Annotated in this window: 24 protein-coding genes and 1 pseudogene; 13 read left to right on the plus strand and 12 right to left on the minus strand. The window is 34.9% G+C overall.

Features of this window, described 5'->3' with window-relative positions; translation table 11 throughout:
* Nucleotides 1-4: 4 nt before the first annotated feature.
* From AC3WVZ_RS05645 to AC3WVZ_RS05655, 3 genes are all read left to right on the plus strand, one after another.
* The gene (locus AC3WVZ_RS05645; RefSeq protein ID WP_000528788.1) at nt 5-907 is read left to right on the plus strand and encodes an ABC transporter ATP-binding protein; all 903 of its coding nucleotides are present in this window, start codon (nt 5-7) and stop codon (nt 905-907) included.
* On the plus strand, nt 907-1,683 hold the full coding sequence (locus AC3WVZ_RS05650) for an ABC transporter permease (RefSeq protein ID WP_000475456.1): 777 nt from the start codon (nt 907-909) through the stop codon (nt 1,681-1,683). Before AC3WVZ_RS05645 ends, AC3WVZ_RS05650 begins: the two co-directional genes overlap by 1 nt.
* Nucleotides 1,684-1,885: 202 nt before the next feature.
* A complete protein-coding gene (locus AC3WVZ_RS05655; RefSeq protein ID WP_233936175.1) occupies nt 1,886-2,899 on the plus strand; it encodes a CPBP family intramembrane glutamic endopeptidase in 1,014 nt (337 codons plus the stop codon).
* A gap of 28 nt (nt 2,900-2,927) precedes the next feature.
* Here the strand turns inward: AC3WVZ_RS05655 and AC3WVZ_RS05660 are convergent, their stop codons facing one another.
* A complete protein-coding gene (locus tag AC3WVZ_RS05660; RefSeq protein ID WP_000707107.1) occupies nt 2,928-3,110 on the minus strand; it encodes a DUF3913 family protein in 183 nt (60 codons plus the stop codon).
* A gap of 100 nt (nt 3,111-3,210) precedes the next feature.
* Complete coding sequence (locus AC3WVZ_RS05665) at nt 3,211-3,663, minus strand: Lrp/AsnC family transcriptional regulator (protein ID WP_001175498.1); 453 nt, start codon at nt 3,661-3,663, stop codon at nt 3,211-3,213.
* A 123-nt stretch (nt 3,664-3,786) separates the two neighbouring features.
* Between AC3WVZ_RS05665 and AC3WVZ_RS05670 the strand changes: the two genes are divergently transcribed.
* The 3 genes from AC3WVZ_RS05670 to AC3WVZ_RS05680 all read left to right on the plus strand — a co-directional run bounded on the left by AC3WVZ_RS05670 (nt 3,787) and on the right by AC3WVZ_RS05680 (nt 5,247).
* Entirely contained in the window at nt 3,787-4,200 is a 414-nt protein-coding gene (locus tag AC3WVZ_RS05670; RefSeq protein WP_233936176.1) for a carboxymuconolactone decarboxylase family protein, read from the plus strand.
* Between the two features lie 10 nt (nt 4,201-4,210).
* Entirely contained in the window at nt 4,211-4,765 is a 555-nt protein-coding gene (locus tag AC3WVZ_RS05675; RefSeq protein ID WP_000184430.1) for a cysteine hydrolase family protein, read from the plus strand.
* An 86-nt stretch (nt 4,766-4,851) separates the two neighbouring features.
* Nucleotides 4,852-5,247: an SseB family protein gene (locus AC3WVZ_RS05680; protein ID WP_233936177.1), complete on the plus strand. Its 396-nt coding sequence runs from the start codon at nt 4,852-4,854 to the stop codon at nt 5,245-5,247.
* Between the two features lie 120 nt (nt 5,248-5,367).
* Here the strand turns inward: AC3WVZ_RS05680 and AC3WVZ_RS05685 are convergent.
* Together AC3WVZ_RS05685 and AC3WVZ_RS05690 are read right to left on the minus strand one after the other, a co-directional pair.
* Nucleotides 5,368-6,737, minus strand: a pseudogene (locus AC3WVZ_RS05685) (IS1182-like element ISBth7 family transposase); the annotation flags it as partial.
* A 133-nt stretch (nt 6,738-6,870) separates the two neighbouring features.
* Nucleotides 6,871-7,791: a S66 peptidase family protein gene (locus tag AC3WVZ_RS05690; RefSeq protein WP_000640079.1), complete on the minus strand. Its 921-nt coding sequence runs from the start codon at nt 7,789-7,791 to the stop codon at nt 6,871-6,873.
* A 115-nt stretch (nt 7,792-7,906) separates the two neighbouring features.
* Between AC3WVZ_RS05690 and AC3WVZ_RS05695 the strand changes: the two genes are divergently transcribed.
* Nucleotides 7,907-8,995, plus strand: coding sequence for an NAD(P)H-dependent flavin oxidoreductase (locus AC3WVZ_RS05695; protein WP_000495279.1), 1,089 nt, complete (start codon nt 7,907-7,909; stop codon nt 8,993-8,995).
* Between the two features lie 21 nt (nt 8,996-9,016).
* On the opposite strand, the gene dltD is transcribed toward AC3WVZ_RS05695, so the two are convergent.
* From dltD to AC3WVZ_RS05720, 5 genes are all read right to left on the minus strand, one after another.
* Nucleotides 9,017-10,192, minus strand: a complete 1,176-nt coding sequence (gene dltD / locus AC3WVZ_RS05700; RefSeq protein ID WP_001030268.1) for a D-alanyl-lipoteichoic acid biosynthesis protein DltD — start codon at nt 10,190-10,192, stop codon at nt 9,017-9,019.
* On the minus strand, nt 10,189-10,428 hold the full coding sequence (gene dltC / locus AC3WVZ_RS05705) for a D-alanine--poly(phosphoribitol) ligase subunit DltC (protein WP_000807310.1): 240 nt from the start codon (nt 10,426-10,428) through the stop codon (nt 10,189-10,191). The genes dltD and dltC overlap by 4 nt, the downstream gene beginning before the upstream one ends.
* A gap of 68 nt (nt 10,429-10,496) precedes the next feature.
* Nucleotides 10,497-11,672, minus strand: coding sequence for a D-alanyl-lipoteichoic acid biosynthesis protein DltB (gene dltB / locus AC3WVZ_RS05710; RefSeq protein WP_233936178.1), 1,176 nt, complete (start codon nt 11,670-11,672; stop codon nt 10,497-10,499).
* Nucleotides 11,669-13,183 carry a D-alanine--poly(phosphoribitol) ligase subunit DltA gene (gene dltA / locus AC3WVZ_RS05715; RefSeq protein WP_000770505.1) on the minus strand — a complete coding sequence of 505 codons (1,515 nt, stop codon included), beginning with the start codon at nt 13,181-13,183 and terminating at the stop codon, nt 11,669-11,671. The genes dltB and dltA overlap by 4 nt, the downstream gene beginning before the upstream one ends.
* A gap of 12 nt (nt 13,184-13,195) precedes the next feature.
* Nucleotides 13,196-13,342, minus strand: a complete 147-nt coding sequence (locus AC3WVZ_RS05720) for a teichoic acid D-Ala incorporation-associated protein DltX (RefSeq protein WP_000440293.1) — start codon at nt 13,340-13,342, stop codon at nt 13,196-13,198.
* A gap of 337 nt (nt 13,343-13,679) precedes the next feature.
* On the opposite strand from AC3WVZ_RS05720, the gene amaA reads away from it, so the two are divergent.
* The 5 genes from amaA to AC3WVZ_RS05745 all read left to right on the plus strand — a co-directional run bounded on the left by amaA (nt 13,680) and on the right by AC3WVZ_RS05745 (nt 16,834).
* The gene (gene amaA, locus AC3WVZ_RS05725; RefSeq protein WP_001082783.1) at nt 13,680-14,849 is read left to right on the plus strand and encodes an N-acyl-aliphatic-L-amino acid amidohydrolase; all 1,170 of its coding nucleotides are present in this window, start codon (nt 13,680-13,682) and stop codon (nt 14,847-14,849) included.
* 224 nt (nt 14,850-15,073) lie between these two features.
* The gene (locus AC3WVZ_RS05730; RefSeq protein WP_016124310.1) at nt 15,074-15,250 is read left to right on the plus strand and encodes a hypothetical protein; all 177 of its coding nucleotides are present in this window, start codon (nt 15,074-15,076) and stop codon (nt 15,248-15,250) included.
* On the plus strand, nt 15,243-15,689 hold the full coding sequence (locus AC3WVZ_RS05735) for a flavodoxin (protein ID WP_000041153.1): 447 nt from the start codon (nt 15,243-15,245) through the stop codon (nt 15,687-15,689). Before AC3WVZ_RS05730 ends, AC3WVZ_RS05735 begins: the two co-directional genes overlap by 8 nt.
* A gap of 24 nt (nt 15,690-15,713) precedes the next feature.
* Nucleotides 15,714-16,487 carry a hypothetical protein gene (locus AC3WVZ_RS05740; protein ID WP_000544570.1) on the plus strand — a complete coding sequence of 258 codons (774 nt, stop codon included), beginning with the start codon at nt 15,714-15,716 and terminating at the stop codon, nt 16,485-16,487.
* A 185-nt stretch (nt 16,488-16,672) separates the two neighbouring features.
* Nucleotides 16,673-16,834: a hypothetical protein gene (locus tag AC3WVZ_RS05745; RefSeq protein WP_000651086.1), complete on the plus strand. Its 162-nt coding sequence runs from the start codon at nt 16,673-16,675 to the stop codon at nt 16,832-16,834.
* A gap of 2 nt (nt 16,835-16,836) precedes the next feature.
* Here AC3WVZ_RS05745 and AC3WVZ_RS05750 read toward each other — a convergent pair whose 3' ends face one another.
* Complete coding sequence (locus tag AC3WVZ_RS05750) at nt 16,837-17,739, minus strand: aminoglycoside phosphotransferase family protein (RefSeq protein WP_000378984.1); 903 nt, start codon at nt 17,737-17,739, stop codon at nt 16,837-16,839.
* A gap of 83 nt (nt 17,740-17,822) precedes the next feature.
* Between AC3WVZ_RS05750 and AC3WVZ_RS05755 the strand changes: the two genes are divergently transcribed.
* Entirely contained in the window at nt 17,823-18,341 is a 519-nt protein-coding gene (locus tag AC3WVZ_RS05755; protein ID WP_233936179.1) for a biotin transporter BioY, read from the plus strand.
* 81 nt (nt 18,342-18,422) lie between these two features.
* Here AC3WVZ_RS05755 and AC3WVZ_RS05760 read toward each other — a convergent pair whose 3' ends face one another.
* Together AC3WVZ_RS05760 and AC3WVZ_RS05765 are read right to left on the minus strand one after the other, a co-directional pair.
* Nucleotides 18,423-18,572 (minus strand): hypothetical protein, encoded by a 150-nt coding sequence (locus AC3WVZ_RS05760; protein ID WP_000743734.1) that lies wholly within the window; start codon nt 18,570-18,572, stop codon nt 18,423-18,425.
* 18 nt (nt 18,573-18,590) lie between these two features.
* On the minus strand, nt 18,591-18,764 hold the full coding sequence (locus tag AC3WVZ_RS05765) for a hypothetical protein (protein ID WP_000341062.1): 174 nt from the start codon (nt 18,762-18,764) through the stop codon (nt 18,591-18,593).
* Nucleotides 18,765-18,811: the final 47 nt, after the last annotated feature.

The following is an 18,811-nucleotide window of genomic DNA, read 5'->3' on the forward strand; positions in this document are numbered from 1 at the left end:
AGCATTGGGAAACGTAGTAGTAAAGTTAGAGAATGTTCGAAAAAAGATTGGTGGAACGGAAATTATTCGTGGTTTATCATTTGAGGTTCGTGAAGGAGAAGTATACGGATTCCTTGGACCGAACGGTAGCGGTAAGACGACGACGATCCGTATGATGACAGGTCTTATTTCAATGACAGAGGGCGATATTACAATTTGTGGACATAGTATTCGCTCGGAGCGTGAAAAGGCACTAGAGCAAATTGGAGCGATTGTAGAAAATCCTGAACTATATGATTATATGACAGGAATGCAAAACTTAAAGCATTTTGCGAACATGGCCATTACACCAATTAGTAAAGAGCGCATTGCTGAGATTGTAAAGCTTGTTGAGTTAGAGCATGCGATTCATAAAAAGGTGAAAACATATTCACTTGGTATGAAACAACGTTTAGGAATTGCACAGGCATTACTGCATCAGCCGAAAATCTTAATTTTAGATGAACCGACAAATGGATTAGATCCAGCTGGTATTCGCCAAATTCGTGATTATTTACAACGTTTAGCGAAAGAAGAGAATATTGCTGTAATCGTATCAAGTCACTTATTGAGTGAAATTGAATTAATGTGTGATCGCGTCGTTATTATTAAACAAGGTGAGTTTGTACAAGAGTACAACTTACATGAAAAAGTGAAACATGATGAGGCAGTCGTTGTAGCGTTTGAAGTAGATGAAGTTCAGAAAGCAAATGAAATCATTAAAGGTAAAGCAAAAGGGAATGTAATTGTAGCATCTGTAACAAAAGACAACATTCCGCAACTTGTAAAAAAACTTGTTCATGCTGATGTGCTTGTATACGGAGTTACTGTTCAAAATAAAACGTTAGAGGATGAGTTCTTAGCGATTACTGGGGGAGTGAAAGCGTAATGTTTAAATTAATTCAAAATGAATTTTTAAAGTTGCATGCGAAAAAAGGTATGTATATTTTAATGGGTGTCATTGCGGCACTCGAAATTTTAGGTACTTTAGCAATGTTGAAGTGGGGAAAAGGTGATGAGTTTAAGGGATCATATTTAGATTATGCAAACTCAGAGATTGGCTTAATTGTTTTATTTACAACGATTTTTGGGATTACACTTGCTGCCCGTACTCTTACTGATGAGTTCCAAAAAGGTACAATTAAACAATTGTTAATCCGTCCAAGAAAAAGACTTGCAGTTTTATTTTCTAAATATATTACAGTGTTATTAGCAATGTTATTTATCGTATTAGCTGGTATGCTAATTGCAATGATTATTGGCGGTATTGTAATGGATGGTAGTAAAACAGAATTAACATTAGGAATCGTTATGAAGTCCACTTTATATCAACTACTTTCACCGTTCTTTTTTGCAACACTTGCATTTTTCCTAGCAAATGTCTTTAGAAAATCTGTATTACCATTAATTATTACGATGTTCCTATTCTTCTTACAAGGTGCAATTAATATGGTATTAATAATGTTTGCAAAAGGTGTAGCGAAGTTTGTAGTATTCAACCATTTGGATTTAAGAGCTTACGATAGTAATAAATTAATCAATGGTGGAATGGAACCAACATTTACAGAATTTACGTTTACAACTTCATTATTACTTGTAGCTGCATACTTTGTTGTGTTACTTGTAGCATCAAGTGCATTATTCCAAAAACGTGACGTATTATAATAAAAGAAATCCCCGCTTGTAAAAACGGGGATTTTTATTACATAAATTTCACTTGGATTGCAACTTGAAGAACAGCGATATGGTATTTTAAGAGCTATGTTGTTTGAAAGTAATTGAGAAAAATAGGAAGAGTTTCAACTATATTCATATTATAATGTAGTTATCCGACCATTTACTTTTACTATCTTTGGAGGTGTTCTATATGCACTATGCATTTTCACGTATAAGGCTACGTAGCTTTTTTGGATGGATGATTATAGGGGTGTTCCTTATAATGATACCATTAGGTCTAGCAAATGTTTCTGAGAATACGATGGAGGTTATTTCACAAATAACTGTATTTTTTGTATTTCCGTTACTTTGGCTATACGTAAAAACAAATAAAAATAATATTGTATTTAACAATTTTTTTGATAAGCCAGGACGTTTATCTTGGGGATTAATTGTATTAGCAACGATAATGGGGATGATTTTTTCAGTTGGCATATCTCAGATTCAATTTTACATATTAGCACATACGTTACCGAATTTCTTAGTTACTATGCTAGAAGACGGAAATGTTATTAATACGAGTAACGTATATATGACGATATTTACTTTCATTTCAGCATGTGTGTTAGCACCTATTATGGAAGAGGTTATTTTTAGGGGATTTTTCTTACAGCGAATGGCTCATAAATGGGGAATTAAAAAAGCTGTAATTATATCTTCAATTATTTTTGGCCTAGGACATTTTGATGTTATTGGTGCGTTCATGTTTGGTGTCGTTATGTGTCTTTTATACATAAAGACAAAAAATATATGGACGAATATAGCTGTGCACGCTCTAAATAATTTGATTGCAACAAGTATGCAATTTTTCGGTGGAGAAGAAAGTGGTACAATCTCAATTACTGAATTACAAGCGCAAAGTAATTTATGGATTGGTATCGGTCTTACAGTTGTTGGATTACTATGGTTAATTCCGTATGTTTGGAAACAATGGCGTACAGTAAAAGAAGTTGGCGTGCCACCAGTACGTTTTATAAATGAGCAAAAAGTAGTGAATTCATCACAAGAAAATGAAGTGTATAGTCAAGTGATCGTAACCGATAGATTGATGGCCATAGAGTTACCAGATGAGGCTGTAAATAAGCTTCGGTTAGAAGAAAATGATTATGTAACAGTAGCTGTAGAAGAAGATAAAATCGTTATAAAGAAAGCACATAATAGATAATTAAAAAGTAGCTCTTAGGAGCTACTTTTTAATTTGTAATAATTTCTACACGAAAATTATTACCGTTCTTTACATATTTAATATCTGTAACAGTGCGGACTGTCTTTAAAATCTCCACTTTTTCACCAATTCGCGGGATGGTCGGAACATTGTCCCAAATACCAAGCAAGTCATCTAATTGTGCCGTTTTTTCATAAAACCAGATTTTCAATGTAAAGCCCCTTTCTCGAATATTATGTATTTTAATACATAATATATTATTTTTATTCTTATTGTAAGGGGTTTTTTTATAATTTATGAATAAAAATAAATTAATCTTCTGGGAAGATATGTTCAATATCAGGAGTAAGAGATACTTCTGATAATACGATATGAGAAACTGTCGTTGCATATGAAGAAACATCATTGATAAATTCTTCAAGTTCAACGAGTGAAGGAACAGAAATTTTTACAATGTAGCATAAGCTTCCTGTTACTCGGTAACAAAAACTTGCAGATGGATAAGACTGAATAAACTGTTGCATACGTGTTGTATCACCATTTTTTAAAGTGATTTCTAAAATACAATCTAAAACTAGTCCTGCTTTTTTATAGTCGATATCGATTGTATATTTTTGAATAACGCCTTCACTTTCAAGTTTACGAACACGTTCTGCAGTAGACGGAGCAGATAAGTTTACTCGTTTCGCCAATTCACGCATAGAAAGGCGACTATCATTATATAATTCATTTAAAATTTTTCGATCAACACGGTCTAGTTGCATTTGTAAATATATCTCCAGTAAAATAATAATTTTTGTAAAGGGAAAATATAAATTAAGATTCATATGAAATGTAAAGTGAACGTTATTTATTTTACAATAAAACAGAAGGAAATAGGAGGGGAAATGATGGAGAGAATTTCATTATCAAATGTAGGAGATACAAAGTTTCAAAAGTTATTAGGGCATAATTCGGATATATTAAACTCGTGGAGTAAGTTAGAAGATACACTGTACAATAAAGGAACTCTTTCAGCAGAGTTGAAGGAGCAAGTGAGAAGAACATTAGCGTATGGGAATGAATGTCCGTACTGTATGGCAAAGGGAAGACCTGATGATGTGCAAAAGGCAGAGGAGATTGGTGTAGCTGTTACTTTTGCGCATACATTTGTTCATGACCGAAAAGCAATAGATGATAATATGTTTCACGTATTAAAACAATATTGGACAGAAAAAGAAATTGTAGAGCTTTGCGCCTATGTTTGCTTTATTACTGCGTCACAACAACTTGGTTTTCTATTTCAATTACAGCCAAATTAAGGGGGAAATGATGACAAATCAAATAGCACTTATCATAATCGATGTACAAAAGGCATTTCAATTACCAGATTGGGGCGAGAGAAATAATATTTTTGCTGAAGAAAACATGAGAATTTTGTTAGAAGAATGGAGAAAAAGGGAACGACCAGTTTTTCATATTCAACATGTAAATAAAGAAAATGCTCAGTCAATGTTTTATGAGAGAGCGGAAACGGTAAACTTTAAAGAAGAAGTGCAACCACTACTTGGTGAAGTGGTTATTCAGAAATTCGTTAACAGCGCGTTCATTGGGACAAATTTAGAAGAGCAATTAAGAAAGAACAAATGTAATGCAGTAGTGGTTGTAGGATTAACGACAAATCATTGCGTGGAAACTACGACACGAATGGCAGGGAATTTAGGATTTACAACATATTTAGTGAGTGATGCAACGGCTACTTTTAACCGTAAAGGTTTAGATGGTAAGGAGTATAGTGCAGAGGATATTCACAATATGACACTTGTAAATTTACATGAAGAGTTTGCTACGATTGTGACGACAAAAGAAGTGTTAAAATTATTTTAAGAAAATAATTGCGAATTATGTAGAAAAAAATAAGAATATTTCGTATAATCTAAGTGCAATCATTTTGAAAATAGGGGTGGCATCATATGGAGCAAATTTCAGTAAAGAAATTAGAAGAGGTACTTGTTGTAGCAGGGGATGATAAACAGAAGCAAAAGGAATTTTATGAATTGCTCTTATCTACTGAGTTTTATGTTGCTGGTTCACTAGAAGCAGAGGACGGGGCAACAGAAGGAATACTTCGTTTGCGTCATTTCCAAGAAGGTAGATGGATCGTTCCGTTCTTTACACAAATGGAATTTGTAAAAGATGTGTTGCCAGAAGGAACGCCCCTTATTACGATACGTGGGAAAGAGTTATTTGGTAGCATTGAGAAAGATGCTACAGCTGTATTAAATGTTGGCACTGATATAAGTAAAACATTTATTCCAGAAGAAATTGCAGATATCGCATCTGGACGAATTTTTAATTATTATAAGTAAAAGGAAAAGCGTAATCGCTTTTCCTTTTCAGAGTGTTGGGAAACCCTTTAGGGTTCCCAACACTCTGGAATCTTTTTTGATTTTAGCGAATAAAAACAACATAAAATAATAGAATTTTAAAAAATAGCCCTCCACCTGACCCTTTTTGGTCAGGTGGAGGGCTATTTTTTTCATGTTTTGACAAGCTGCGGTGAGATAAGCTTGCATTTGGACAGACTTCAGCCCTCGAAACCGGGCATAGCGGTAGCCATGTAGTTCTTTGGCGTCTGCAAAGCTTCGCTCTATAGTGGAACAGCGTACTTTATACAACCTTTTCCCTGTAGCTGTTAGCTTGTTTTTTCTAGCAATATCCTTATATTTCTCCCACACATGATGAGTGATAACTTTTTGTTTTTGTTTCTTTGAAAAGCACACCTCACGTAACGGACAAACAGCGCAGTCTTCTGGATTCGATTTGTATTGACGGTATCCTTCACGATCAGTTGTTACATATTCTAGAATACATCCCATCGGACAAGCGAAAACATTCATTTCTTCTACATATTTAAATTGGCTTTTCGGTACTTCTTTATTCCGTTTTCCAAATCGGCGATACCCCATCACCATAAATATATTCCGTTCTGATAGTTTCTTACAGATATATCCTGTAAAATAGCCAGCATCAAGGGCAACAGCTTCTACTTTGAAGTCGAATTTATCAATCTGAGCTTGGAGGCGTGCTAAATACGGCTCGGAATCTGCCATATTTCCAGCCGTTACATAGGTATCTGTAATAATATTGTACTTCGCATCAGTCGTACGATGATCCAAGAAATGAAAACCATTTGGTTTTCCATCTCTCATTAAAAATCCACTATCTGGATCCGTTGTACTTATACGAGTTTTTTTGGTAGGGGTATCACTTTCCTTTCTAGGTTTTAATTCTTTTTTCCATGTACCTCACGATCTTCGATTACCGCAGCTTCTAGCTCGTCTATATAAAACTTTGCTTTTTCTTTTTTATATTTATGTACAAATTTATTTTTATTGGCATTGGCCTTAATATGTGTAGAATCTGTCATCAGTGCACGTCCTCCTACCATCCGGTGCTCCGTCGCTTGTCTCACAATCTCATCAAAAATTTCTTCGAAAATATTTGTATGAATAAAACGAGTACGACGATTCCAACTGATTGTAGAGTGATCCGGAATAGTATCCGATAGAGAAAACCCTAAAAACCAACGGTAGGCAATATTCGTTTTAATTTCCTTTTCCAATTGACGCTCAGAACGAATACCGTAAAAATATCCAATAAACATCATCTTAAATAAAACAATAGGATGAATGGACGGGCGTCCATTGTTTTCACAGTAATAAGGGCGTAACTTCTCTTCAATAAAATCAAAACTAATTGTCGCTTCAATTGCACGAAGGAAATGATCTTGTGGAACCAACTCTTCTACAGAAACAGATACACGCTCATCACGATGATTTTTTAAAGCACCCATCATAAAAAATCTCTCCTTTTCCTCTTTTTTATCAGTGTTGACACATAAAAAGAGGTTCAGACACAAAAACAGGCTGTGGAGAAGACTTTCTCCACAGCCTGAAAAGGAAAAGCGTAATCGCTTTTCCTTTTACTTTTTAATTTGAATATGAAGTGGCTATACCAGAAGAAATAGAGACTGTTTTATTATTCGTGTTTATTGTCGCTGTAGCTCCAAGCGGAATACCGATGTTTGGACTTATATGTCCAATTGGTAAATCGAATAGGACAGGTATATGATATGGCGCGAAATATTCATATAATATTGTTTGCAATGATTGAGAGGGCTTTGAAGGAGTGCAGTCGTGACAACTTGTGAAAATAACGCCCCTGCATTCATTGAACTTTCCAGATAAAAGTAGCTGATTTAACATACGGTCAATGCGGTACGGTTCTTCACCAATGTCTTCAAGTAATAAAAGTGTATTGTTCGTAATTATCTCGTAGGGCGAGCCAATTATACTTGTTAACACAGCTAAATTTCCTCCAACTAACGTACTTGTAACTGTACTGTGAGAGCTAGGTACGATACATTCTGATGCAGATAAAATGGTTGAATACGGATGGAATAGCTGATTAAAAGAGGATAAAGATAGGGAATCAATACCTTTTCCTAGTTCTTCAATCATCGGACCATGAAATGTTATAAGCTTTGCATAACGTGAAACAGCAGTATGTAAAGCTGTAATATCGCTATATCCCCAAAAGATTTTTGGATTTTGCCTAATAACTTCATATTGAATGTGAGGAAGAAGACGAGCACTTCCATAACCACCTCGTGCACAAAAAATTGCCTTCACTTCATTATTTGTAAATGCTTCATGTATATCGTCAAGCCGAACTTGATCACTTCCGGCTAAAAATCCATATTTCTCGTAAACACTCTTCCCGATTATTACGGATAACCCCATCTCTTGTAATACATTCACACCTTTTAATACACTTTCGATTGTAGGTGGACCAGATGGTGCAATAATCATTACTGTATCACCTTGTTTTAATGCATTTGGATAAATCATTAAGCTCAGCCTCCTTCTCTTTCAATATATTCGCTTCATATGAAGTTCAACCCTTGCAAAAGCAGGGGAAAGCTTATCAAATAAAGAAGATATAAAGGAAATAGGAGGGGAAATGATGTTTACAAGTCGAGTAACAGACATATTAAAAATTGAGTATCCCGTTGTTCAAGCCGGTATGGCAGGCGCGATTACGACGCCAGAACTTGTTGCAGCAGTAAGTAATAGTGGAGGATTAGGGACGCTTGGAGCCGGCTATATGAGCCCAGAACAAATTCGTGAAGCGATTTATAGAATAAGAGAACTAACAGATAAGCCTTTCGGTGTTAATTTACTTGTAACGAAAGAGATAGAAATAGAAGAAGAGAAGGTAAATGAGGCGAAAGTATTACTAAGCGGAGTGAATAGAGAATTAGGTATAGAAGTAGAAGGAACGTTAAAGCTTCCAAAAAGCTATAAGGAACAATTACAAGTGCTATTAGATGAAAAAGTACCGGTCGTTAGCTTTGCATTTCAAACGTTAGAAAAAGAAGAAATAAATGATTTAAAAAGAAGTGGAATAAAAGTTATCGGAACAGCTACCCATGTGAAGGAAGCGAAAGTACTTGCTGAACTAGGAGTAGATATTATTATTGGGCAAGGTAGCGAAGCAGGAGGGCATAGAGGAACGTTTATTGGGAAAGAACGAGATGCTATGATTGGTACTTTTGCGTTAATACCTCAGTTAGTAGGGGTTATTCCGCATATCCCAATTGTCGCAGCAGGTGGTGTAATGAACGGACAAGGGCTTGTTGCGGCATTGGCACTAGGAGCAGAAGGTGTTCAAATGGGATCAGCCTTTTTAACAAGTGAAGAGAGTATTACGCACGATGTGTATAAAGAAGCGGTTTTGCATAGTACAGATACGAGCACAACTGTAACTCGTGCGTTTTCCGGGAAATATGCACGCGGTATTCGGAATGAATTTATAGAAAGACATGAAGGAAAAGAAGAAGGGCTTCCGGTATATCCAGTGCAAAACGTATTAACTTCTAAAATACGCCAAGAGGCAGCGAAGCAAAATAAGGAAGAATATATGTCACTTTGGGCAGGACAGGCAGCATCATTGGCACGAATCGAATCAGCTCAGCATGTAGTGGAGCGAGTTATGAAAGAGGCGGCGAATGCAATCGAGCAATTACAAAATATATACAAAAAGACCACTTGAGTAATTCAAGCGGTCTTTTCGTTAGTTTGCTTTATAAAATTGTTGGATGGCTTCGTCGATGTAAACCCAGCCTTTCCAACCTAAGTGCATATGATCTTTTAAGAAGTATTTATCGTATTCATGATTTGAGAAGTCGGCAATTGGATAACCAGCTTTTTCAATTTGCTCATGAACTTTCTTATAGTATGCTTCGCGGCGTTCTTTCGGGAAGCCAGCGTAGTCGTACCAAGGACCTTTGACAGGAACAGAAATGAAGAGTGGTTTTGCACCAGATTGTTTTAATAAATCAAGTACAATTTGTAAATCTTCATATTCTGGCGATTGGTCATAAGCATCATTTTTTAAGTAACCTTCACGTTGCTTTAATTTTTTCTTAATTTTGCTATTGAAGTAACCATCTTCGATACCATATTCATTAGATCCAGATTCTGCTGCACCTGTTTGATCCGCATGTTTACGAGCCTCTTCCCAGTTCATTTGTTTTAATGAAGGATCGAGCTTCTCTTTGTGCGGTTTAATATTAAACATAGCTGTAAATAAATCTTTACGATCTAAAATGTTACGATAAATATAAGCGAAAGGTTTAGCAGCAAGTGCTTTTACTTTATACTTCGTATCATCATAAGCGATACCTTCAAGCGAAATTTTTAATAAAGTTTCTTTTTTTACAATCTCAAAGTTTAATAAACGCTTTGCAATTTGTTTTTTCATTTCAGGTTTTAAATCATTGTTGAAAATGAAGTGGTAACCTTGTTGTTTTGAAAAGTTAGGTGCAAAGTGCGTTTCGTCAATACCTTGTGGTACAAACCATTGCGGAGAAAGAACGAATACCATTTTCTTATCTTTCAATTGATCCATTGTAGATGCGAAGTTTAATACATGTACAAGGTCTTGTGTTCCGCCGCGTCCAAGAAGGAATGGCGTAAATCCTTCAGGCTTTACTTTAAAATAATTAGATGGATGGAAAGCATCCATACGTGCGAATTCCGATGAACCGTACATCGGAAGATATTTTGGATCTGCTAACATCTTTTGCTGTAAAATCATACTTTGAATTTTTTCTTCTTTTAAAGAAGTAGCAGCTTGTTCTACTTTTTCATCACTTAAAAGTGGAAGTAGGAAGCGCGTTGGAATAAGTAAGAATACAGCAAAAAGGGCCAATGCTAAAAGCATCGGACCAAATTTTGCTTTGTTCATCGGATTTCTTCCAACTTTTTAATAACCATGTTTGGTGTAGCCCACTCGTCACGGTCAAAATCAGAAATAGAAACTTCAATATCTAAACGCTCTTGGAATTCAACTAATAAAGATACTACAGCGAAAGAATCAAGGATACCTTCTTCAAATAATTGAACATCTAAGTTTTCTTTCACAATATCGTTTTCACATACTTCTTCTAAAATATCTAATACTTGCTCTTTGAATTCTGCCATTTTTAAAATCTCCTTTATATCCGAAATATATTATATGTGCAACTTCTTAATGGAATAAGAAGGGTGCATTAAAAGTATCTGTTAAGGTGTCCAGAGAAGATTAGGAAACCGAAACATACAACGTGGAACGTAATTACAATCGCAAGGATGTGTGTAAATTTATTGTTTGGCCAAAACTTATGCTTTTTGTTTTTTCGTTCAAAAATATCGAATAAAATAAACAGTGCGGCATGGTATAGACCATAAATAACATACTGCGCAACAGCGCTTCCTTGGATGTGCCAAATTCCCATAATGAAGAAGTTTAAAAATGCACCGATATACGAAATAGTGTAACGGTTCTTAATTAACTTTTTCTTCGTTGCAAAAAAGACGAAACGCATGTAAATAAAATCACGGAACCAGAATGATAAACTCATGTGCCAGCGGTTCCAGAAGTCTTTAAGATTACGACTAAGGAATGGCTTATTGAAGTTTTCTGGCGTTTTAATTCCCATCATATAACTTACACCAATTACAAAAGAGCTATAACCAGCAAAATCAAAGAATAGATATAAGCTATAGCTATACATGTAAATCATATTTGAAAATATTGTATCGTGTTGAGCGAATGCTGGATCCATACAATATTGCTTTATTAAGTAAGCAATAATAAATTTATACAAGAAACCTTGGAAAATACGATTTAGTCCTGTATATAGTAAATTTTGATATTCTTCAGCGCTAGGTGGCTTTTGAATATCTTTTTGGAATCTTCGGTAACGATCGATAGGTCCTGTTGAAATCGCAGGGAAGAATAAAACGAATTCCCAGAAGTTAAAGAAAGAAAGCTCTTTAATTAAACCATTACGAACTTCAAATACCATTTGAACTGCTCTGAATGTTACGTAAGATATACCTAGGAAAACAACAAGTTTTAACTCAGGTAAAAACGATGCAAACGGCGCGATTTTTGCCAAAATAAGAGGCAAAATCGATAAAATAACAGCTATGCAAAATGTGAATGTACTATTATTTTGTTTTCTTAAAATTAAATAGCCTTTAATAAGGACATATTGCCAAATAATAAATGCAGCTAGCATCATTGCTTGCTTTGGTTTATCTGAGAAGATAATAGCAATCATGACTAATGTTAAAACGGCATTATATTTGCGCAACATTTTACCTTTTAATCCAGCTATGATAGTAGGTATTAATAAAATGCCCACTATAGCGAAAAAATAAAATGATCCATATGCGGTCATGCTGTAACCTCACTCAATAATTTTTTGCGATCTACCTTTCCATTTGGTGTCATTGGAATAGAAGATTGATACATGAATTTACGTGGAATCATGTAGTTTGGTAATCGCTCATTGAGTTCTTTTTTGATTGCAGATGTTAATTTGAATTCTTTTTCAAATGAATGTTCTCCAGGAACAACAACCGCTAATAAATAATCGTATTTCTCACCTTTTTTAATTGGAACGATAACTGCTCCTTCTACGTAAGAACACGCACGAAGGTGATGCTCAATTTCTTCTAATTCCATTCGATAACCATGCAGCTTAATTTGGAAATCAAGACGACCATTATAGAATAGAAGACCATTTTCAACATAGCCAGCATCGCCTGTTTTATAGGCGCGCTCACCGTCAATCATAGTAAATGCTTTTTCTGTTAATTCAGGGCTTCCTAAATATCCAACGCTTACGCTTGGACCGACAATTACGATTTCACCTTTTTCACCATCAGGTGCGATCGTGCCATCTTCTTTCATAATAAGAAGGCGACAGTCTGATTTACAATAGCCAACTGGAAGTGATTTGTATTGATCAAGCACTTCTTCTGTAACGTGAATACCTGTTACAGCGACAGTAGCTTCTGTTGGACCATACGTATTCATAATTGTTGCTTTAGGGAAACGTTCAATTAATTTTCTAGCCACTTCATTTGGTAACACTTCGCCGCAGAATAAGAATGTTTTCATGTTCGGTAGCATACTCTCAGAGAAAGATGCTTCCATTAAACACATTTCAGCGAAAGAAGGTGTGGAAGTCCATACTTGAATATCCGATTGCTCTAAAGAAGCAAACAAGTCTTTTGGACGCGCAATCATATCTTTATCGATTGCCCAAAGTGTACCACCTGTTACTAATGATGGGTAAATATCCATTACAGATAAATCGAATGAGAAAGGTGCTTGGTTTAAGAATACTTGCCCTGTTTGTAAGTTGAAATCTTCTACAGCCCATTTTGTAAAGCTAACAAGGCAGTTATAAGTAATCTGAACCCCCTTCGGATTACCTGTGCTTCCTGATGTGTAAATAATGTAGAAATTCTCATCACCTTTTACCGCATGTTCAGGATTTGGAGTGTTCCCTTTATGAGTAAAGAAAATATCTTTTAAGTTGTCTTCACTTACGATGCGAACTGGTAAATCAGTTACAGTTACTGCTGTTGCCGATAAAAGTAATTTCGCACCAGAATTTTCAGCAATACGTTGTACACGATCAGCTGGGATAGATAAATCTACAGGAATGTAAGCATGTCCAGCTTTTACACATCCTAAAAAGTTAATAATCATTTCAGGTTGCATATGGCCATACACCATAATTGGTGAACGATCGTCTGGATACTCAGAAGAAATCCAATGTGCTAACGCATCAGAATCTTCCTTTAATTGTTTGTACGTAATTTTCGCATCTCGCCAAACAAAAGCGGTTTGATCAGGCGTTTCTGCAGCCCACTTTTCAATTTGTTCTAATAACTTCATAACGTTCCCACCCTAGAATTCATTGTAAATAAATGTACTTGTGTTTGTATCATGGAATCCATACAACCAAAGTAATGCAAATAAAATTGCAAGATAATAAACCGTCTTTGCAACCCATTGTGTGAGTGGTCGAGACCATATCTCTTTTAATCTTTCCATGTCTTTCCCTCTCTTAATGAAATAATAGCTCTTTGTAGGTATCATGTCCTACATTATTGTGAAAAAAACAAAATCCCACATTTTAGGTAAAAATAAGTCAAAAGGCTCTTTTCTGATATTAGCACTAAATACTAAAAAAGAAAATCCCTAACTTAGCAATTATATTACATTCAGCATGAATTTGTAATGGGTTTGACATGTAAATAGAAAGTGGATTGTGTGAATACATAAAAGTGGACTATAAGAATACGTAAAAATACAGTGTTTGTTTTTATTAATCATTTAAGACGGAGTAAACTTTTAAATTTCTAGTTCTTTTGAAAAGGAGGAAATTATCATGAATAGAGTGTGGAAGAATCTAATTTCGGAAGAAAATATCGTGAAATGGAGAAGGCATTTCCATAAGTATCCGGAATTATCATTTCATGAAAAAGAAACTTCGCAATTTATATATGATACATTATGCTCATTTTCTTCTTTTGAAGTAACGAGACCGACGAAATATAGTGTACTAGCAATTAAAAGAGGTGTGAAGCAAGGGAAAGTAATTGCGATTCGAGCTGATATAGACGCTTTGCCAATTCAAGAGGAGACAAGTAAATCTTATACATCTGTGAATAAAGGAATGATGCATGCATGTGGGCACGATGCTCACGCAGCTATTTTATTAAGCACAGCAGAGGTGTTATCAAATATAAAGGAAGATTTTGCAGGTGAGATTCGTCTATTCTTTCAGCACGCAGAAGAGGTGTATCCAGGCGGGGGACAAGAAATGGTTGAGGCAGGTGTAATGGACGGTGTTGATTATGTAATAGGTTTACATGTTATGTCAGGACTTGAGAGTGGAAAGATAGGAATTGCATATGGACCGATGATGGCAGCTCCAGACGTATTTACAGTTGAGATTCAAGGCAAAGGAGGACATGCGGCGCGACCAGAAGAAACGATAGATCCTATTGCTATCGGAGCACAGATTATTACAAATCTACAACATATCGTATCAAGAAATACAAGTGCTTTTATGCAAAGGGTTGTTTCAGTTACACAATTTCATGGGGGAACGGCTGACAATATTATTCCTAGTACAGCAACTTTAATGGGAACTGTTCGTTCATTTAATCAAGCATTGAGGGTGGAAGCAGAAGGGAAAATCGAGAAAATTGTGAAAGGAATTACAGAAGCACATGGAGGATCGTATACATATACGTATCGATATGGATATGATCCGGTTATTAATGATGAATATATTACGAAAATAGTAGAAGAAAGTGCACTACATTTGTTTGGGAATGAGCGTGTTGTGAAGCTTGAACCTTCTATGGGTGGAGAAGATTTTTCAGCATATTTAAGAAAAGCACCTGGTTGTTTCATTAAATTAGGAACAGGTAATGAAAATATATATACTTGTTATCCACATCATCATCCGAAATTTGACTTGGATGAATCAGCATTAATTTGTGGAGTGGAGCTATTTTTAGAGACGACTATAAGATTACTAAAATCATAGAAAAACAAAAAAAGGCAACTGCACTCTATTGCAGTTGCTTTTATTTCTTTCCGTCAGAGAGGGCTGAGAAAGAACTATGCTCATTCATAGTATATGAATAGCTAACGGACAAGCTTGTACATTTTAATCATTTTTTTAAAAATAGTTATTGACATTGATAATCAATGTCAATTAATCTAAATATAGTTGGAATTGATAATTATTATCAATAGGATGGATGCGACATGTTAATGAGAAAGAATTTTCACCTTCTGCGGAGGGGATTAAAAGATAAAAATAAAGATGTTGATCAGCATATGAAATGGCAAAGAAATGTAATTCGGTCTGAATATGTAGATGAGAAGAAGAGCATTCAAACAGAAAAAGAGATACAAAGTAAAGGGAGAGGTTCAGTTGAGTAAGTTAGTAATGATTTTTGCAAGTATGAGTGGAAATACAGAGGAAATGGCTGACCATATTGCCGGCGTAATTCGTGAAACAGAAAATGAAATTGAAGTTATTGATATTATGGATTCACCAGAAGCTTCTATATTAGAACAGTATGATGGAATTATTTTAGGTGCATACACTTGGGGAGATGGCGATCTTCCTGATGATTTCTTAGATTTTTATGATGCAATGGATTCTATTGATTTAACTGGGAAAAAAGCGGCAGTATTCGGATCATGTGATTCGGCTTATCCGAAATACGGAGTGGCAGTTGACATTTTAATAGAAAAGCTACAAGAGCGCGGGGCAGCAGTTGTGTTAGAAGGACTAAAAGTAGAATTAACGCCAGAAGATGAAGATGTAGAAAAATGTTTACAGTTTGGAGCTGAATTTGTAAAACACCTTTCTTAATGGCAGAAGGGAGATGAAGAGCAAGTGCATGAGAAAATCTCAATCAAAACGATGACAGATTATCATTTGTATGATTTTATGCGTTGTCCGCATAAATTTTATTTTCGTCACATAAAAAGAAGAGAACCTTCTTCATTTGAATGGCAACAAATAGCACAAATGATTGTCAATCAAATTATTAACGAGTATTACACGCTACCTGCGGGTCAACAAACGAAAATTGTACTTTTAATATTAATAGAAAAGTATTGGAAAAAAGTAAGGATTGATATGTTTGCTTCGAAGACGGAGTACTATATTGTATTAGCGAAGCTAACGGATCACTTATTACAGTTCGTTGAAAAGGATGATAGTCAGACACCACCATTGTTTTTATACGAGAAGTTTCAAACATATATGGAAGAGTTAGGTGTCCACATGTCATTGACATTTGAAGTTGGTGAGTGGAGTGCTGAGTCGTTTGTAATTAAAAAGTATGTTGTCGATGCAGATGAGGAAATGCTTGCTCTTTGTCAGAAGCTAATGACAGTATTCAGTTATAAAGCTTTCGGAGTTCTTCCAGGAAAAATTGAAGTTATTAATTTAATAGAAGGAACTAAGTATGAGTACATTCCGAAACAGGAAGATATTATAACTGGAATGGCTGATTTATCTAGAATGAAAGAAATGTTAGAGCAACCTGAGCATTATACAGAGCGTCATTTTCGTTCTGAGTGTATAAGTTGTGCGTTTCGTAGTGAATGCCAAGGGGAAGAAGTAAAGACAGAAGCGAAACAGAAGAAAAATATAGTTCATTAAAGGATGCAACTTTGCATCCTTTTTTGTTATTGACATGAAAAGCTTTTCATCATTTACGGTATATTTGTAGCAGATTTTAATAAAGTGAAACTTTAATCAGTGGGGGTTTTGTCAATCACCCACTGATTATCAGCCCTCATTAATCGGGCTACCCACAAATAGCAGAATAAAGGGAGGAATAATCAATGAAAGATGAAACAAAAGTATTTCAATGGTTAAAAGAACAAAATGCTCCTTTTGAAATTCAACTGCAAATTTTACAGGCGTTTCAATTATATAAAGTTATTGTTGAAATGGATAAAAAGTTAATGATGTATGAGGAGAGAGTATATAGGGAGAGAATGTAATCTCATCCCTGTAATATCGTTTTTAGCTGTTCTGTGCCTGTAATGAATTCGAGTTCATTCTCTGACTCAAAGTTATAAATAATATTATGTAGTAAAGGACTGTATTGATAAAAGGTAGTAATACGATGAATGAGTAATGGATCATGATGAGAAATAAGTGTACTGTACTGTTCATATACAGATGTAGTAAACTCATCTCCGAAATCATAATATAGTCCTGCAAAATCAAAAGCAGGATCGCCAATTTGCGCATCACCAAAATCGATAACACCTGAAATGCGTTTGTTCTGCTTGTTAAATAAAATGTGATGATGTGTAAAATCAGCGTGAATGATTGTATTTTGAAATTTAGATGTAGCTAGACAGGCAAAGAAATTCTCGAATAAACGATTTAAGGCTGATTTCTGGAACGAAGTAAGATTGTTAGTAACATACTGATTTAATTTAGTTTGTAGCTCTTTCCAGTAGGTAAGTGTTTTTTCAATAGGGAATCCTAACGCTGTAACACTTTTTAGAGGAATACTATGTAGAGCAGCAAGGAAAGTAGCTAATTGTGTAATAATTGCTTTCAGCTCTGTATCCTCCAGCGTGGCAACTGTTTCTGTTTTTAATGGTTCACCATGAATGAGAGTATAGTAACTACAAAGAGGAACCTCATCAGATTCATTTTTATAAATTAGGTGATATTGTGGAACTTCGATTTCTTGTAGTGATTGAGTGAGAATTGCGCATAGTTCTTTTTCTAACGGAATTCGCATCGCATATTCCTGTTTTCGCGGGAAACGAAACAGTAGCTCATCATTTACTATAACTGCTACATTATCCCATCCTTCTTCATTTTGTTTATATGAATGTATAGAAAGATTAGGCAAAGCTTCTTTTATATAATGTTTGTAAGAGTCCATAATTGTTCCTCGTTTCTGAGTTAAGTTATTCTATTTTATGATATCAGAATTTTCTTTCTATATGTTAAAATATATCTATTATTATGAAGAAGGGCGGGAGTATTACGAAAAAAAGACTGTTAATCATTTCTCTATGTATCGCTTTTGTATTGTTTTGGTCATATAAAGAGGAGGTTTTTGCTACCTTTAAACCGATTAATCAGTACGAGTTAAATAAGGAGTTAAAGAACAAAAGTATAGAAAATTTAACTCATAATGAAATGAAAAAGGTAGGAGAGCATTTTGTGACTGAACAACTATCAGTGTTTGAGTTTAATAATAAAGAAGATGTGAAACGAAAAGGTGAAGAAATATTTTTAAATAGAGGGTATGAACAATTAATGGAAAATTATTATCCAAATCGTTTTCAAGATTTAGAGTATAAATTTACAAGCGAGGAGATACGTGAAGAGACCGATGAGAGTTTTCTTTATCAAGCTGTAGCGTACGTTGCGGGTACTGAAAATGGTAAGAGAAGCGAAATGAAATTGAATTATGAAGTGAAAATTGTAAAGGTTAATAATATTTTTATGGTGCTAGAACAAAAGCAGCGCGTACAATAAAGGAAATTCATTGCTCAATAGAACATTTGAGGGTGTATTACTTAATGCGGAATAAAAAGGCCCTCAAGGAATAAAGGGCCTTTAAAGATTTTCATTTTGTTGACCAAGTTCTTTTTGAGCAATATATAAATTCCCTTGCTCGACTTGTTTAAGAGTATGAACAGAATCTCCTGCATATCCTTTTTGTGTTTTAATAGTTCTTTTTGAACGATTGGAATCTTGTTTCTTCATATAATAGGCCACCTTTCATTAAAAATAAACGAAAATGATAAGTATGAGTAATACAGCAGCGAAAATGGTAATGCCCATTAAAAACGAAGTGTTTTTATATTTAGGTGGCTTATGTACATCTTGCCGATATCCAGGTGAAATTTCAGGGGCAAATTCTTCATCGAATGATTGCTTTTTTTCTTTGTCGTCCATATGTACCCACCTTTCTTTTTCATTATATTATACGTTACAAGAAAAAA

It is taken from the genome of Bacillus sp. CPT56D-587-MTF (assembly GCF_058792335.1).